General features: G+C 59.5%; 14 protein-coding genes and 1 pseudogene. 6 read left to right on the plus strand and 9 right to left on the minus strand.

The window, feature by feature from the left end; genetic code table 11:
* Positions 1 to 66: 66 nt before the first annotated feature.
* Complete coding sequence (locus tag AF71_RS13000) at positions 67 to 1,887, minus strand: chloride channel protein (protein ID WP_169681601.1); 1,821 nt, start codon at positions 1,885 to 1,887, stop codon at positions 67 to 69.
* An 86-nt stretch (positions 1,888 to 1,973) separates the two neighbouring features.
* On the opposite strand from AF71_RS13000, the gene AF71_RS13005 reads away from it, so the two are divergent.
* Both AF71_RS13005 and AF71_RS13010 read left to right on the plus strand, forming a co-directional pair.
* The gene (locus AF71_RS13005; RefSeq protein WP_169681603.1) at positions 1,974 to 2,414 is read left to right on the plus strand and encodes a MarR family transcriptional regulator; all 441 of its coding nucleotides are present in this window, start codon (positions 1,974 to 1,976) and stop codon (positions 2,412 to 2,414) included.
* Between the two features lie 51 nt (positions 2,415 to 2,465).
* On the plus strand, positions 2,466 to 2,957 hold the full coding sequence (locus AF71_RS13010; RefSeq protein ID WP_246733649.1) for a MarR family winged helix-turn-helix transcriptional regulator: 492 nt from the start codon (positions 2,466 to 2,468) through the stop codon (positions 2,955 to 2,957).
* An 856-nt stretch (positions 2,958 to 3,813) separates the two neighbouring features.
* Here the strand turns inward: AF71_RS13010 and AF71_RS13015 are convergent.
* On the minus strand, positions 3,814 to 4,428 hold the full coding sequence (locus AF71_RS13015; protein ID WP_169681607.1) for an RES family NAD+ phosphorylase: 615 nt from the start codon (positions 4,426 to 4,428) through the stop codon (positions 3,814 to 3,816).
* Positions 4,429 to 5,067 (minus strand): XRE family transcriptional regulator, encoded by a 639-nt coding sequence (locus AF71_RS13020; protein WP_169681768.1) that lies wholly within the window; start codon positions 5,065 to 5,067, stop codon positions 4,429 to 4,431.
* 260 nt (positions 5,068 to 5,327) lie between these two features.
* Between AF71_RS13020 and AF71_RS13025 the strand changes: the two genes are divergently transcribed.
* Positions 5,328 to 5,573 (plus strand): PD40 domain-containing protein, encoded by a 246-nt coding sequence (locus AF71_RS13025; RefSeq protein WP_169681609.1) that lies wholly within the window; start codon positions 5,328 to 5,330, stop codon positions 5,571 to 5,573.
* 295 nt (positions 5,574 to 5,868) lie between these two features.
* Positions 5,869 to 6,159 carry a hypothetical protein gene (locus tag AF71_RS13030; RefSeq protein ID WP_169681611.1) on the plus strand — a complete coding sequence of 97 codons (291 nt, stop codon included), beginning with the start codon at positions 5,869 to 5,871 and terminating at the stop codon, positions 6,157 to 6,159.
* A gap of 520 nt (positions 6,160 to 6,679) precedes the next feature.
* Here the strand turns inward: AF71_RS13030 and AF71_RS13035 are convergent.
* The 3 genes and pseudogenes from AF71_RS13035 to AF71_RS13045 all read right to left on the minus strand — a co-directional run bounded on the left by AF71_RS13035 (position 6,680) and on the right by AF71_RS13045 (position 10,217).
* A complete protein-coding gene (locus AF71_RS13035; protein ID WP_169681612.1) occupies positions 6,680 to 7,159 on the minus strand; it encodes a hypothetical protein in 480 nt (159 codons plus the stop codon).
* A gap of 128 nt (positions 7,160 to 7,287) precedes the next feature.
* Positions 7,288 to 8,155: pseudogene (locus AF71_RS13040) on the minus strand (PAS domain S-box protein); the annotation flags it as partial.
* 376 nt (positions 8,156 to 8,531) lie between these two features.
* Entirely contained in the window at positions 8,532 to 10,217 is a 1,686-nt protein-coding gene (locus tag AF71_RS13045) for a cache domain-containing protein (RefSeq protein WP_169681614.1), read from the minus strand.
* A 142-nt stretch (positions 10,218 to 10,359) separates the two neighbouring features.
* Between AF71_RS13045 and AF71_RS13050 the strand changes: the two genes are divergently transcribed.
* Together AF71_RS13050 and AF71_RS13055 are read left to right on the plus strand one after the other, a co-directional pair.
* A complete protein-coding gene (locus tag AF71_RS13050; protein WP_169681616.1) occupies positions 10,360 to 10,572 on the plus strand; it encodes a hypothetical protein in 213 nt (70 codons plus the stop codon).
* Positions 10,573 to 10,820: 248 nt separating this feature from the next.
* Positions 10,821 to 11,300 carry a DUF3597 domain-containing protein gene (locus AF71_RS13055; RefSeq protein WP_169681617.1) on the plus strand — a complete coding sequence of 160 codons (480 nt, stop codon included), beginning with the start codon at positions 10,821 to 10,823 and terminating at the stop codon, positions 11,298 to 11,300.
* A 568-nt stretch (positions 11,301 to 11,868) separates the two neighbouring features.
* Here AF71_RS13055 and AF71_RS13060 read toward each other — a convergent pair.
* The 3 genes from AF71_RS13060 to AF71_RS13070 all read right to left on the minus strand — a co-directional run bounded on the left by AF71_RS13060 (position 11,869) and on the right by AF71_RS13070 (position 15,092).
* Complete coding sequence (locus AF71_RS13060) at positions 11,869 to 12,804, minus strand: LysR family transcriptional regulator (RefSeq protein WP_169681619.1); 936 nt, start codon at positions 12,802 to 12,804, stop codon at positions 11,869 to 11,871.
* A gap of 79 nt (positions 12,805 to 12,883) precedes the next feature.
* Positions 12,884 to 13,675 carry a 3-oxoadipate enol-lactonase gene (pcaD, locus tag AF71_RS13065; RefSeq protein ID WP_169681621.1) on the minus strand — a complete coding sequence of 264 codons (792 nt, stop codon included), beginning with the start codon at positions 13,673 to 13,675 and terminating at the stop codon, positions 12,884 to 12,886.
* 85 nt (positions 13,676 to 13,760) lie between these two features.
* Positions 13,761 to 15,092, minus strand: coding sequence for an MFS transporter (locus AF71_RS13070; protein ID WP_169681623.1), 1,332 nt, complete (start codon positions 15,090 to 15,092; stop codon positions 13,761 to 13,763).
* Positions 15,093 to 15,097: the final 5 nt, after the last annotated feature.

A 15,097-nucleotide genomic window follows, 5' to 3' on the forward strand; every position in this document is an offset into this window, starting at 1 on the left:
GCCGCGACAACCGAAGAACCTTGTTAAATGGTGGATGGAAATCGCCCCTTTTAACGTCAGAGCTGATCATCTCGTAGGCACCTCGCGTCCCGAACCGACGGCGCGTCCGAAATACGGCCGCCGCTCCGTTTCGCTTGTTCTTAGGGAATGACGGAGCCTCAACAGGTCCTTGCGGGCTACGAGGCCGACGAGCTGGCCGTTATCGGGATCGACGATTGGAATGCGGCCGGCATCGGTTACCAGCATCAGATCGGCAACGTAACCGACCGTGTCATCGGGGTGAGCAAGCGGCACGGAATTATCGGACACCAGATCGGCGAGCGGCTGACTGCGCTCCACACGTTCCTGCTGCCAGCGCAGAGCGTCACCGCGCGACATCAGACCCTTGAGGATGCCTAGGTCATCGACTACCGGATAGACCCGGTGTGTCTTCGATCGCGTGGTAAAGAAATCGATCGCCTCCCCGGCGGTCATATCGGCCCTGAGGCTATCGACCTTGGAGATCATGATGTCACGGGCGCGGGCAAACTCGAAGGGATCGATGCCATATTCGCGGGTGATGTGCTGGCCACGGCGGGCGATCTTTTCCGTCAGGATCGAGCGGCGCAGCAGGAGAACGGTGACCGCGTAGGCCGCCACCGTTGCCGCCAGCAGCGGCAGCAGCGCCTGGACATCGCCGGTCAGTTCGACGGCGAAGAAAGTGCCAGTCAGCGGCGCCCGCATCGTGCCGCCCATCATCGCCGCCATGCCGAGCAGCGCCCAGAAGCCCGGATCGCCCGGCAGAACAAGTCCGACAAGCCAGCCGAGCGCACCGCCGAAAATCAGGAGCGGCGCCAGCACGCCGCCCGAGGTGCCCGATGACAGCGCCACGAGCCAGATCGCCGCCTTGACCAGCAGGATTGTCAGCACCGCTTGCGGCAGCAGGCTGCTGTTCAGGAGACCATCGATGATATCGTAGCCGACGCCGAGAACTCGCGGTTCTATGAGCCCGCCAAACCCGATGATCAGCCCGCCCAGCGCCGGGCACCACATCCAATGGATGGGCAGCGCTTCGAACAGGTCTTCAATCTTGTAAAGAAGCGTTGTCAGGATGCCCGACTGTAGGCCGGAGAGGATGCCCATTCCGGCGCAGAGCAGGATACCCCACCAGGGCAGATCCATGTGGAATTGTCTTGGAAAGAGAGGACCGGCTTCGAACAGGAAAGGGCGCCAGCAGATCGACACGCAGGCGGCGACGGCGACAGGAATGAAGCTGCGCGGCTTCCATTCGAACAGCAGCAGTTCAACGGCCAGCATGATCGCGGCGATCGGCGAACCAAAGATCGCAGTCATGCCTGCCGCGGCACCGGCGACCAGCAGCGTCTTGCGCTCTGCCGAACTCAGGTGAAAGCATTGGGCAAAGAGCGAACCAATCGCGCCGCCAGTCATGATGATCGGGCCTTCAGCGCCGAAAGGGCCGCCCGTTCCGATCGAGATTGCCGAGGAAATCGGCTTCAAGATCGCCACCTTTGGCGACATCCGGCTGCCGCCGATCAGGATCGCCTCGATTGCTTCAGGAATGCCGTGGCCGCGGATCTTCTCCGAGCCGAAACGAGCCATCAAGCCAATGACAAGACCGCCTAGAACCGGGATTACCACCATCCAGACCGAGCGCGGGGCCGCTGCCAACGAGACGGCATGGGTACTAAGGCGGCCGAACCAGACAAGGTTGGTCACTAGCGAAATGAGGCTGACCAGGACCCAGGCGGCAAAAGCGCCGCCGGTGCCGACGATCAGCGCCATGCCGATCAGAGCGATGACGCGCTTGTCGGTGGTGAAGTCTCCGGCTTCACGCCGCGAAAGGCCGCCCATGAAATCATGCGGCCGGTGGGTATTTTGTGGGGACATGGGGGTTCCTGTTGACAGGCTGGCAATGAAGGCCCAGATATATCGTATTACGATCTAATGCAAGTCATGCTTTGAGGAGCAGGCCGATGCCCAAGGAAGCCCTGTCAGAGACCGAATATGAGGCACTTGCCAATCTGAGATACCGGATCCGCAAATTCCGCCAGTTCAGCGCCGGGGCGGCCAGCCGTCTCGGCCTTTCACCACCGGAGCATCAGGCGCTTCTCGCCATCAAGGGGTTGGGGATCCGTGGCGAAATGAGCGTTTCCAGCCTCGCGGAGAAGCTGTTTCTGGCGCCTGCCGCGGCCACGGAACTGACGGAAGGATTGAAAGCCCGCGGCTTTCTGACCGTCGTCATCAAGCCGAAGCGCCGCATCGTTGTTCGATTGACAGATCAGGCGGAAGAGCTATTGCGTCGACTGACGCCTGCCCATCTTTATGAGATCCGGGAAATGGCGCCGGAGTTGATGCAGGCGCTGCGCGCGCTGCAGGATCACCGGCGGATGGAGATGGCGGCATGGATGCAGTGATCTTGCAGGTGGCAAGCCAATAACGGCAGGAGATTGATGGCCAGGAAGCAGATGGACGATCTGTCGGATGCCGATTACGAGGCGCTGTCCAACCTGCGCCATGCACTGCGCCAGTTCATGGATTTCAGCGCCTCGGCCGCCCACGAAGAAGGATTGCCGGCGCAGCAGCATCAGGCCCTGCTCGCCATCAAGGGCCACAACGGCGAGGAAGCGATGTCGGTCGGCCTGCTTGCCGAGCGGCTGCTGATCGCGCCGCATTCGACAACCGAACTCGTCGGCCGGCTGGTGGCGGCGGGATATGTGTCGCGCACAGTCGATCCCAACGACAAGCGACGCCACACGCTTGCGCTGACCCAGAAGGCCGAAGCGGTCCTCAAACGGCTGACGGCTATTCATCTGAGCGAGATTCGCGAGATGGCGCCACGGCTGATCGCCATCCTGCACGGCCTCCAGGATGGAGTGGAGCTAAATGGTCGCGCGAACATAGGTAGTCAGAAAAGCAATCCGTTTGAAACATGGATGTCAAACGTAAAGAGTCGATAGACGTACCTCTTACTACGGGATCCGATGCAAGAAGCCTCACATCAGGGCGGCACTCCGTGGCTTGCCTCGCCCAAGAGGACAACGTGCTTGTCAGCGAAACGGTCGAACAGATCGCCGAAGTGCGGATCGTGAAATTGGCTAAACGGTTCCGCTGCCTCTTTGATCAACGCCGGCAACGCCGGGCGACTACGGATCGGAGGAAGATCGGGTCGGTGCCATCCCTCCCATTGCCGCCAGCAACCGCTCATCGCGAAGGCCACGACCACGCAAATGCCGTTCAACCATGAGATCGCGTGAGTAGGCCATATCCAGCATGGGGAGATCCTCCTCCCCACCGAACGACGGAACGGCCTAAAGGTTGCGGCGCTCGCATCATCCCGGTTTTCTGGATGCGTCAGGAAACCCCAAATGCGTTCGAAGCATGCATCCAGAAATCAGGGACTCGTTCGGGGGGACGTTCTCTAGCCGCATCCATCAAATTTTCCCTGCTGATCAGGAGCGTCAGAGGGCGGATCCCGATCGCTCATGCGCTAGACGGGTTCGAACGCTGGCCCGCCACGTCATCGTAGCGCGCGGATCGAGTTAATCCCGGAAAAAAACTTGCGGCCTACGCCTTGAACACAGGCCAGTTCGAGGGCCAAGGCGTGTTTCAAGCTCAAGACCCGGGTGGTACTATCGCCGACACGAGCGACACGGCGAAGGTAGTGGAGCCAGAGCCTGCCGATGCCGCGCCGGCTGAAAGCGAGGCCGAGCCTTCAAAATGCAAACGATATCGAAGCGGCGGGTATCAGGATTGATCTGTCGAGGATGGGCTGTCAGAAATGACTTATCGAGCAACGCTAAACGCGGCGATGAATCAGGGATCGACAATCGCAACGTTCAGGTCATCGAGTACATTCGCGAGACCCGGCGCCCGTATCAGCTTTGTTGCGCCGACTGCCTTCAGCTTCCCGATGGCTCGATCAAACACCGCAAGATTCGTGTGCCCGTTTAGCCTTGACGGATAAATGATGCCGTCGACCTGATCTCGATGTTCATGGAATGCAACAGCCCATTTGCGAGCAAGGGATTGCTTGGAGGATTTTGCCACATCCGTCGGCACACCCATCTTGATCGCTCCGTCGTCGCGCAGATCAATCATCGTCAGTGGGTCGATCACCTCGATCTGCGCGTACTGTCGGTTGTGAAGCGCTGACTCGGAAATGGGGAGATCGCCGATCGAGCCATCGCGTTGGTCTCGCAGTACGGCTTCGAGAAAGCATACTTTGATGGTGCCGCCCATGTAGAGGACCCCAAAGCGATTGGCGGGCTTGCGGCGCCGCGGATCGCTGAAGCGGCTCGGTGTCTTTCCGAAGCCGAGCGGATCAGGGTATCTATCGAGGTAGATGCGGCCGAACCGTGAGCCGGGCGCGACGACGTGTAGATGCAGGCGTGCTGTTTCGAAGCCGACGGGCGGCAGTGCACTTCCCATTTACCGGAAATCTCGCCCAACGCTTTCCGCTACCGCGATCACCTGCTTAGTCCGTCCACGCTCCAGTGCTTCACGACCCGTCAGACCATCCAGTTCACCATGCGGCTGGACCAGGAAGCGATAGACTGCCCAGGCTCCACCGAGCATTTCGTGAAGGATAGGGAGTGCAGCAAATGGCTTGCCATCGGAATCGAGCTGCCAATCGGGGAAGCGATACCCACGCTTGGCCCCGTCGAGGCCGAGCACAAGACCGTTTTGCCGCTTGGTATTGATTGTCACCCGCGTCGTGCCGAGCAGGCGAGCAAAGTCGTCAGCGCTGAGCATTTCGGCGCGCTCGAGGATTTCTGCTGCTTTCGAGCGTCCGCGTGCCCGGGCTGCGGCAAGAGCTTGCTCAAGGCCAGCATCTGCGGTGTTGTCCTCCTCAGATGGCGCAGGGGCGGCCAATGCGTCGTCTTCGACCGGGGTTACGACCATCTCGCCTTCTGGATCGACGTCAACGCGGAAGCTTACACGTCTGCCGGCGGTTCGACTCCTTGAAATGGCCTGACCATATTGCTGCAGCAGTGTCTGCACGCGCTTCGGCTTGTCGGACAGGACTTTGGTCGCACTATCCGGAACTTTGATTTTGAAGCCGCTCATGCCTTCCGGCAGCGCACCGGCGCCTGTCGCCAGGAAAAAAGCCATGGACCTATCTGGTCCATCCCTGCGGGTCGAGCCGCCCTTGATGCTGGGTTTTGCCTTGGGAGATGCCATAACTTGCCTCCATACAGAAGTACTTATATGGCAAAGATGGATAAGTTCGTCAAGTTGGTAAAGGCATTTTTAGTCCATGGCACGCATAAGGCCAGGCGATCCAGAGCGAGGGCACAGGAGCGAAGGACCCAATTGCCGACGCCGTAATGCTTCCGGATGGCCGCTCCGTCAATGTGGGGCATTATGGCGGCGCTCCAGCGGCAGTCGTTCTCAAGTCAGACGGCGGCCTCGATACATCCGTTTCAAACGACGGCGTCATCGAGCTCCCCAACGAAAAGGTCAAATCAGGTTTCAACGCCGCCTTCCTGTCCCCGGATGGGAAACGCATCGCGATCACAAGTGACGTTGACGAAAAAGGAGCGCGCCTGGTTGTTCTGAGCGAGGAGAATTGAAACCGCGGCGCCCTTCGTGCGATGAGCGCCACCCATTAAGCTTTGTATCAAGCCCCGGTAGTCGCTTGCAGTTGGTTCAGGTCAAGGCGCGAGCGCAGCAGAAGCGAGATCACCATCCGATTGACCTCGGAGCACCTCGACAAGCTCCAGAAAATAAGCCTGTGCGACTGTCGGAATCCAATCCTTCCGCAAGGTAAGGCCAATGGGTCTTGCTGTATGTTCAAGATCTACAGGAAGAGCTCTGATAAGACCCCTCACGAACAGACAGGACACCACGAACAGCTTAGGCGCGGCGGTGGAAGCCGATACGATAAACTACGCCATGGCCGGCGCTTCGCTGCGGATCGAGAAACCGGTCTTCCACCCGGGTGCCTGGTCGCCGCAGTTCGAGGTGGGCATCGAGCATGAATTCGAAAACACCTATGGTAGCTATACTGGCGAAGAAAACTACCTCGCCACCAAAGTTGGCTTCGGCCGCCGCTTTGGCAACTCGGGATACTTCAATGTGGCTTATTCCCGAGAGGACGGGTTCACCGGCGCCCGACATCAGCAGGCGTTGACCTTCATCTACTCGCTGACCTTCTGACAGCACACCTTAACGAGCGACAACAACTCGGAGCCAAGTCTTGGAATTTGGCTCCTTGCTACACCTTATCCCCGGCCCTGGATTTTAGGCGTCGCGCTGTCTGACGCTCACCTTCGAGGCCGCAGGCATAACCTTTCAGAGTGAAGGTGAGATTACCGATGGAGGAATAGGCGTCCGCCTTCGATCGCAGGATCGGCATTAGACGTGGACAGGGATACATGTACGAGTTTGCTTGGTGTTCTTGAGCGGATACGAACCCGCGACCCCTACATTACGCAGATCTGGATCTTGAGCAGCGCTCATCGCGGTTTCAACTGGATGGCTGCACCATAAACAAGGTTCTGGCCTTTACCCCTCTCTTCGGCGAAGGCTGCCAACAATGGTGCTGATCTCTTCCTCCAAATGCCGTCCGCGATAAACGAACGACGTTTCGTGGCGCGCGTATTGACCATCTCGATCGGCGCTGAGCCAGTTGTATGACCCGACGCAAAGAAGGTCAGTGTCGATCGCTACGATCTTGCTATGCAGCTTCGGGAGCTTGTGCAGCCGAACCCCCTGCTGCCGATGGATTGACCCAGATGGAAGCGGTCGAAAAGGCATGCTCATAGATTAGGCCGAGGTTGAGCAGCGGATCAGCGAACACGTCGACTTCGGCGCCCCGCTGGACGGCGGCGTTGAAGGCCGCAAGGATTCCAACTCGTTCCATCGTTGAAGCGATCACCCACGGGCTGACGATGGTGTAGCGGCGTCGACCCTCAGACAGCGCATTCAGCAGGAAGGCATGATGCCCAGCTGCATCTCGAAGCATTTGAATCTGACCGCTCCCCTGCTTCAGGTCCTCGCGCGGCTCGACCGCAAACTCAAGCGCGTTCCGCTCTGACGCGAACAGGAAGTCCGCGAAGAGAGCCCTTGGCGACCCGGCTTTCGCGGCCGCCATAACGTCCATATCGGCAAATACCAGACAACTGTCCTTTGCCCGCGAGACCATCACGTTCAGCATACTTGGCGAAGCGTCGACGAAACCACCGTCAGCATGTATCTAGTAGACGGGCGAGAAGATCACGACGGATCGCTCAGCGCCTTGAAGCGCGTGGACTGTTCCGATTGTCATCCCTACGCGGCCGTCGAGAGCGTGATGACGCCCCCGAGAGGCATGGCGTCGCGTGCGTTTACGACCAGGTTCAGGAGTGCGGTCTCCGACTGGTTGGCGTCGGCCTGAACTTTCGGCAGAGCCAGCGGGAAACTCGTGACAATTTCGATCGACGGGCCGATCGACCGCTGAAGCAGGCCCGCCATTCCCTTCACGAGGTCGGACACGTCGACCGGCTCAAGCTTGAGTTCCTGCTTGCGGGAGAAGGCAAGCAGCCGCTGTGTCACGGCCGCGCCCCGTTTTGCCCCTTGGATGGCGTTCTCGATCAGATCCTGACCGGCGAGAGCCCGTTTCTTCGCGATCTCGAGACTGCCTAGAATGGCCATCAGTAGATTGTTGAAGTCGTGCGCGACGCCGCCCATGAGCTGGCCTACGGCTTCCATCTTTTGGGCCTGGAAGAGTTCGAGCTGTGCTCGCTCGTGCTTCCTGCGTCTGTCACCTCTCCGTAATGTCGCGCGTAATCTTGGCAAAGCCGATGAGCGTGCCGTCTTCTGCCCGAATAGGGTCGATGATGACATCTGCCCAAAAGCGCGTCCCATCCTTTCTGACCCGCCAGCCTTCTCTTTCGAACCGGCCCTCGGATGCGGCGATTTCTAGCGCTCTTCTTGGCAGATCGTCGGCCTTGTCCTCGTCGGTATAGAACTGCGAGAAATGCCTACCAATGATCTCTTCGGGTTCGTATCCCTTGATGCGGCGGGCGCCCGCATTCCAACTCGATACGTGACCGTTCGGATCGAGCATGTAGATGGCATAGTCGATCACGCCTTCGACCAGCACGCGAAACTGCTCCTCGCTTCGGTTCGGATCTTCGGTCTGCCTACGCTCTAAAAGGTCGATGGTCATGCGGAATTCCGATTGCGTGTTTCTCGAGGTAACTAGTTATCCGCCCTGGATTCGCAAGCCCAAGTCCAACTGGAAGCAAGACATTGAGCCCGTGATTGCGCTCCGGCGTTAACCCATTGCCGAAGAATACGTTTCCATCAATTCGCTCTTGCCTAATATTCAATTCATGGCTGGCTCGCGACCTGACCCGAAATGGCGGGCCGCGGGGACCGAGCAGCCATTTGGCCTTGCTCGAACGCCAGAGGAAGAGAAACTGGGGACTCTCCGGAGGCAACGCTCCCGAGTTTCTCTTCCGACCGACATTGCAACGCAGTCATCAGACCGGCTCCTCACCTCGTTGGCGAATGATCCTCGACGATCGGTACCTTCGGCTTCTTTCTCACGTCCTCTGCTCCGCAGCTCCATTTGTCGAAACTTGCAAACGCGGCTCTGGTTCCGTTGTTGTAAACGAAAGTTCGAAGACGAGTCCGTCGGGGCGATAGTCAGTCCGGCACACCGAGCGCGCCCTCGACGGGAAAGCTCGCTCGATCAGGACGGAGCCGAAGCCCTTCCGGGCAGGCGCGCCGACAGGAGGACCACCGCTTTCGGTCCAGGTGAGGTCGAGCCGTTCGCGCTCCTTGCGCCAGGCGATCGAAACCTTTCCTGTCTCGTTCGAGAGGCTTCCGTACTTCGTGGCGTTGGTTGCCAGTTCGTGCACCACGAGTGAAAGCGGCAGTGCGAGATCGGCGGCAAGGACAACGTCGGGTCCTTCGAGCCGAATGCGCTCGCAACCGCCATCAAGATGAGCCTCCATTGCGGCCACAATGACTTCACGCACCGACGACGACGTGGTCTCCTTCGAAAGTAGCAAATCATAGGTCCGGGCGAGCGCGGTCAGGCGCTCGGAGAAGGAGCGGTAGCGTTCGGGTTCCACCTTCGAGAAGGTCTGACGGGATATCGCCTGTACGAGCGTGAAGCCGTTCTTGACGCGGTGCGCCAGCTCCCTCATCAGCAGAGCACGCTCCTCAACCACCTGCTCGCTCTCGAGGCGGCGACGGTCGAGTTCTTCCAGCAGGCCATCGAGCGTCGCTCCGACCGCGGACAATTCATCGGACCCCTTCATGCCTGTCCTTGCCTTCGTCTCGCCGTTGCGCCAGCTGTCCATCGTCGCCGCGATGCGTTCGATTGGCGCGAGCAGGAACTTGTTGCCGATGAAGAACGCGGCGACGAAAGCAAGCAGCACTCCCCCCGCAATGCCAAGCATGTTCGCGAGTGTCGACCTGTTAATCTGAGCGAAGGCCTCCTCCTTTGAGAAGCCTGCACTGACGTAAAGCGGGCTGCCCGGCAGAGCGATCGGGCGGAATCCGAGGATCCGCTCGGTACCATCCTGGCTCGTGACATCGATGACGCCAGGCTCGTCGGCATGAATGAGCGACTGGAATTTGTCCGGAATGACGGTGCCGACGAACCGTTCGGGAAACGGCACCCGCGCAAGGATCGTCCCCTTTCCATCAGCTATCGTCACGGCATTGCCGGGGGAGACGCCGCGCTCGGTGATCCTGTTCTGAAGCCAGTCCAGCCGGACGCCGGTGACCACGACTCCCTTTAGATTGTCGCCTTCCATCAACGGCATTGCGATCGGCAACACGGCCGTATCCGAGATCCTGCTCATCGTGTAGGTGCCAACGACCGTCTGCCGAGAAACGATGACTCCCTTCAAATAATCACGGTCGGCGAACGTCGTGCCGGCCGGTATCTGCTGACTGCTGCAGACAGGGCTCCCGGTTGTATCGAGGACGAAGATCGTTCTGACGTTTGGAACGTTTTCCGCTACAGACTTCAAGCTCTCGTTGCAACTCGCGGCGTCGAGATGACGAACGGCGGGCATGGCGGACACCGAGACAAGCATGGCGCGGACGCCTTCGATGATCCGGTCGACCTCTGACGAAGCCTGACGAGCGGCTTGCGCAGCGTTGGCTCTCACCTCTTCGTTCCGCTGGGCACGCAGCGCGACCTCGTTATACACGAGCATAGCGACAACGGGCGCGAGGGCCGCCGCTGCGACCGCTACAAGCTTCAGCTTCATGTGGCCCCCCACTCAGACCCAAGGTCGTAGCACGCGCGCGAAACCTTGGCTATCCGGTGAGTTCAATCCCGCAACCTCCAGATCTGGCGGAACAAACCGCCGTCGCAATCATTTCGACGCGAGGAAAAGGAGGAGCTGGGAAATGCATTCAGATCGTCATTTTGAACGCCGGCGGGTGTTGCGTGGCAACGCCTATACCCTTGAGGAGTTTCGGAGCCGATACGGCCTTCATCCGGACGTGGCCGAGGACCTGTTCTATCGCTTCGGGCCGTCATCGATTGAACTGGACATCCTGATGGCCGCGAAGACGCGCGTTGCGTCGATCCACGCGATAACGCAGGAAATCGGACTCTAGGCACGTCCTCCACAGCGATGTCGACGGAAGGCGGATTACAGTCGTGGACGCTCGTCAGCAACCTTTCCTCATGAAGGTAAGCGGGGTCTCGGCTTGCTGTTGCGGAACCTCTAGCCGGACCTTCTTTCGAAATGGCGGCCCTTTCGCAGGGCTGCCGACGCTCTGTCGTCTCGGCGTCTCGCACTCCTCCAACGGAACAGAATGCCTCCGATCGTGTTTTTGTTTCACCGCGAATAAGGAGTCAGTCGATGAGCATTTTCGAACGCATACGCAACGCGATTTTGGGCGACGCCAACGCAGCAACGCCCGCTCAAGCGGCTTCCGCTTCCCCGTTGACACCGCCAGCGGCGCCCGATGCTGATCCAGTGCCGCCTCTGGGGCCAGGAGCACCCCAGTCGGATCAGATCGCCGAGCGTCCGCCGATCGTCACCGACCCGGCCACTGGTGCGCCTCCGCCGCCTCAGGCCCCCGCGATCGATATCGCGGACGTGCTCGATCAAGCCGCAAGGAGTTCAGGACAGAAACTCGATTGGAGACATTCGATCGTCGACCTGATGAAGGCCGTGGGGATGGACGCAAGCATGCAGGAGCGCAAGGAACTGGCATCCGAGCTGGGCTACTCGGGCGACAAGAGCGATAGCGCGGCTATGAACACGTTTCTGCACAAGACGCTGATGAAACGGTTGTCCGCGAATGGCGGAAAGGTGCCGCCCGACCTGCTCGACTAGAACCCGATCTTGCTCCAGTGAGCCGACCATAGCATGCGAACTCAGAGCGTTCACTCTGGTGGAGTACAGTCCAACATAGGCGCCGATCAACATCGCGGCGATGTCGTCCGCGGTAGAATGGCCCTCGTTGAACAACTGGACGGCCGCATTGCAAAGGACCGTGGACGCACGCTCGTCAGGGCGAACCTCGTAGTATCGGTACCAGGCTCGAACTGCGTTCGACCTCGTTTCGAAATCGAGACTTCCGCAATCGCGCTGCATCACCGCGATCGTCCCGGTTTCATTTGCGCAAGTGTGGCTCGAACAGTCTGGCGTTCGATCGCGTCGAGTTTGTGGCGTCCCCAGAACGGAAGCAATCTGCCGTCACGCTTGTAAACCAACTCCAACCGGCTCAAGGCAACCTGCAGGAACATTTTGCAATCGTGGACATTTCTTTCCGAGCAACCTGCCGCCCATTATTGGTGCGGACAATTGGTATGCGTATCGAACTCTATGTTCCGCGTTCCAAGAGCGGCTCAAAAAATGGGCACATCGTTCAATACAGCGTGCGCCACGGGGACTGAACGCCTCAGGGTTTATTCGGGAGTTTTACATTCGAGAGCCGAAGCCACGGAGGATTGTCGGCGTACATCTCGCGGATCAAATTCTTAATCTGTTCCACCTTGGAATTTGGCTCATCGTACCGATAGCTCATGATTACTGGTGAGGTTGCCTTCTCGTCCCGAATTGTGCGATATGACACGTCGTCCGGCCGCTGTCGTTGGGACGCTGACGGGATGATGCAAACCCCTGCGCCGGCTGCGACCATTCCCAGGGCGGTTTGGATTTCGCGAACTTCCTCGATCTGCGAATGCGCAATTCCGAGCTCGGCGAAAAGTGACATAACTTCGTCCGCGAAACTCGGCCTCGGCACGGACGGGTAAAGGATGACCGTTTCGTGAGCCAGTGATGCGAGGTCTATAGGCTCTTCAGACGCAGACAACGGGTGATGCTTTGGAAGCGCTACGACAAGGCGCTCCTCACGAAGCGTCAGACGCTCCACCTCGCGATCGTTGAATCTGACGCGACCAAAACCGAGATCGATACGCCGCTCTTTCAAGGCGCTGACCTGCTCCGTCGACATCATCTCCCGGATTTCTATGTCAAGGTCGGGCCAGAGATGCCGCATGCGGCGAACCAGGTCCGGGATGCCGCCGTATAGCGTGGAGCCGACGCAACCGATAACAAATCGCTCCCGCTTCGAACTGCCGATCTTGCGCGTCTGCTCGATGATATGTTCAGTTCGCAAAAGAATGTGAGTCGCCTGTTCGTAGAGAAAGCGGCCCGCCTCCGTCAAGGCGATCGGCCGCTGGCTACGATCGACAAGCACTACGCCGAGTTCGTCCTCAAGCTGTTGGATCTGCCGGCTAAGCGGCGGCTGGGCGATGTGGAGCAGTTCGGCAGCCCGTGAAAAATTCCGTTCGCGGGCGACCGTCACGAAATATCTCAGTTGTCGAAGATCCATCTGCCAGCCTCCCAACACATTGTTTGGGACTATCGCCGCCCGTCGCCGAGCCGTCCAGTGAGATGGCGCAACCCGGCTTCTACCGGCGCAGAAAGTCATGAACTGCCGAATTGAAAGGGTGTGGAGTTTCCACGTTGACGATATGGCGGCCGGGTAAAGAAACATGCCTGCCGTCGCGCACCCCGTGCGCGATGCTCTCGAGATCGGTGGGCGGGCATACGGCGTCGTCGGCACCAGACAGGGCAAGGATCGGGTTGGAAATCGAGGCAATCTCCTCTCTCAAATCTGCATCCCTCAGTGCTTCACAACAGCCGAGGTAGCCTTCTTCTGAAGTCCTCGAGAAGCTGTCGAGCACGCCTGTCACCACGCCTGGGTTGGCGGCGGCAAAATCCGGTGTAAACCACCGCTCGGCCGTAGCGGGCACCAAGGCGGCGAGACCGTTTGTCCTGACGTCACCGATCCTTGCGGTCCACCCCTCGGCCGTTCCGATTCTGGAGGCGGTGGCACACAGCACCATCTTTCCAAATCGAGGTCCGTGATGGACCCCAAGCCATTGTCCGGTGAGGCCGCCGATGGAGAGACCGCAAAAGTGAGCGCGGGAGATGTTGAGGGCGTCCAGAAGGGAGATCACATCGCTGCCGAGATCATCGAGTGCGTAGGGCGCAGGTGGTGGCGATGACAATCCGTGACCTCGACGGTCATAACGCAGGATCCTGAAATCGTCGGCGAGTTCGCTGACCTGTTCGTCCCACATGTGCAAGTCCGTGCCGAGCGAGTTGCAAAACACCAGCCATTCCTTGCTGGAGGCAGTGTCATCAGTGCCATCGAGCCGAAAATGGAGGCGGTGGGTGGGTAGGTCGAGAAATGGCATTCGATCAAGATTCCGATCAAGGCGGTGACGACGGCCCGAGATCCGGGCCAAGGGGTCGCGCGGAAGAACGCCGCGCGACGTCTACTTAAGCTGCGACAGCCGGAACTGAAGCGGTTCTTCGGCTGTTGCTGAGGGCGAACACCACCATCGCCACGGCCGAGACAGCAGCGGGAAGGGCGAAAATCAGGAAATTCTGCTGTAGCGGCAGGTTCTGTCCGAGCAGGACGCCGCCCAAGGTCGGGCCAACGATGGCTCCGATGCGGCCGACCGCTGACGCCCATCCGAGGCCGGTCGAGCGGACGGAAAGATTGTAAAGCTGGGCGACGCTTGCATAAAGCAGGATCTGGGTGCCGATCGTCGTGGCGCCCGCGACGAACACCATCAGGAAAAGAAGCGCCGGCGCCAGGTTGAACCCGATCAGGGCGATGGACGCTGACGCGGCCGCAAAGAAACCGATGACAACCTTGGCGAGGCCGAACCGGTCGCCTAGCCAGCCGCCCGCTATGGCGCCGACCATGCCGCCGAAGTTCAGCGAAAACAGGCTAAGCAGGCTCGCCTTCTCTGCATAGCCGGCCTCCTGGAGCACCTTCGGGAGCCACGACGAAAGCAGGTATACAAGCAGCAGGCAGCAGAAGAACGACACCCACAGCATCAGAGTGCGAAGCGTACGCTGATGCCTGAACAGTTCGGAAACCGATGCAGACGCGCCTTTGTGTTCCGAAAAGACCAGCCGATCTGCAGGTGTAAGCGACGCCGCCGGCACCACCTTCGCGTAAATCGTCCTGGCCTGTTCCTGGCGCCCTTGGCGAATGAGGAAACCAAGCGATTCAGGAAGCTTCCATAGAATGATCGGCAATACGACGAGTGGAACCGCAGCGACAAAGAACATCGGCTTCCAGCCATAATGCGGGATCATCTCGATACCGAGCCCCGCCGCGACCATTCCGCCGACGGAATAGCCGGAGAACATCAGGGCGACCATCGTCCCCCGAAGCCGCTTCGGCGCATATTCGTTCATGAGGGCAACCGCGTTTGGCATCAGTCCACCGCACCCAAATCCCGCGATGAAGCGGAAGATCTGAAACTCGAACGGTGAACTCGCAAATCCCGTCAAAAGCGTTGACGAGGTGAACAGGATGAAACTGATGGCAATGCCCTTCTTGCGACCGATCCGGTCGGCGAGTGGCCCGAAGACCAGCGCGCCGAACATCATTCCAAACAGTGCCCACGCCTGCAGTGCACCTGCCTGCGGTTTTGAGAGGCCCCACTCCGCGATCAAGGTCGGCAGGACCGTGCCTGCCACGAAGACGTCGTAACCGTCGACAACAAGCAAAAGGGCGCAGAGCGCCACGACCGCCCACTGAAACGCTCCAAAGGGCGCATTGTCTATTGCGTCATTCACATCGATGTTGCGCATTTTCT

This window comes from Rhizobium sp. 57MFTsu3.2, assembly GCF_012932765.1.
GTDB lineage: Bacteria > Pseudomonadota > Alphaproteobacteria > Rhizobiales > Rhizobiaceae > Rhizobium > Rhizobium altiplani.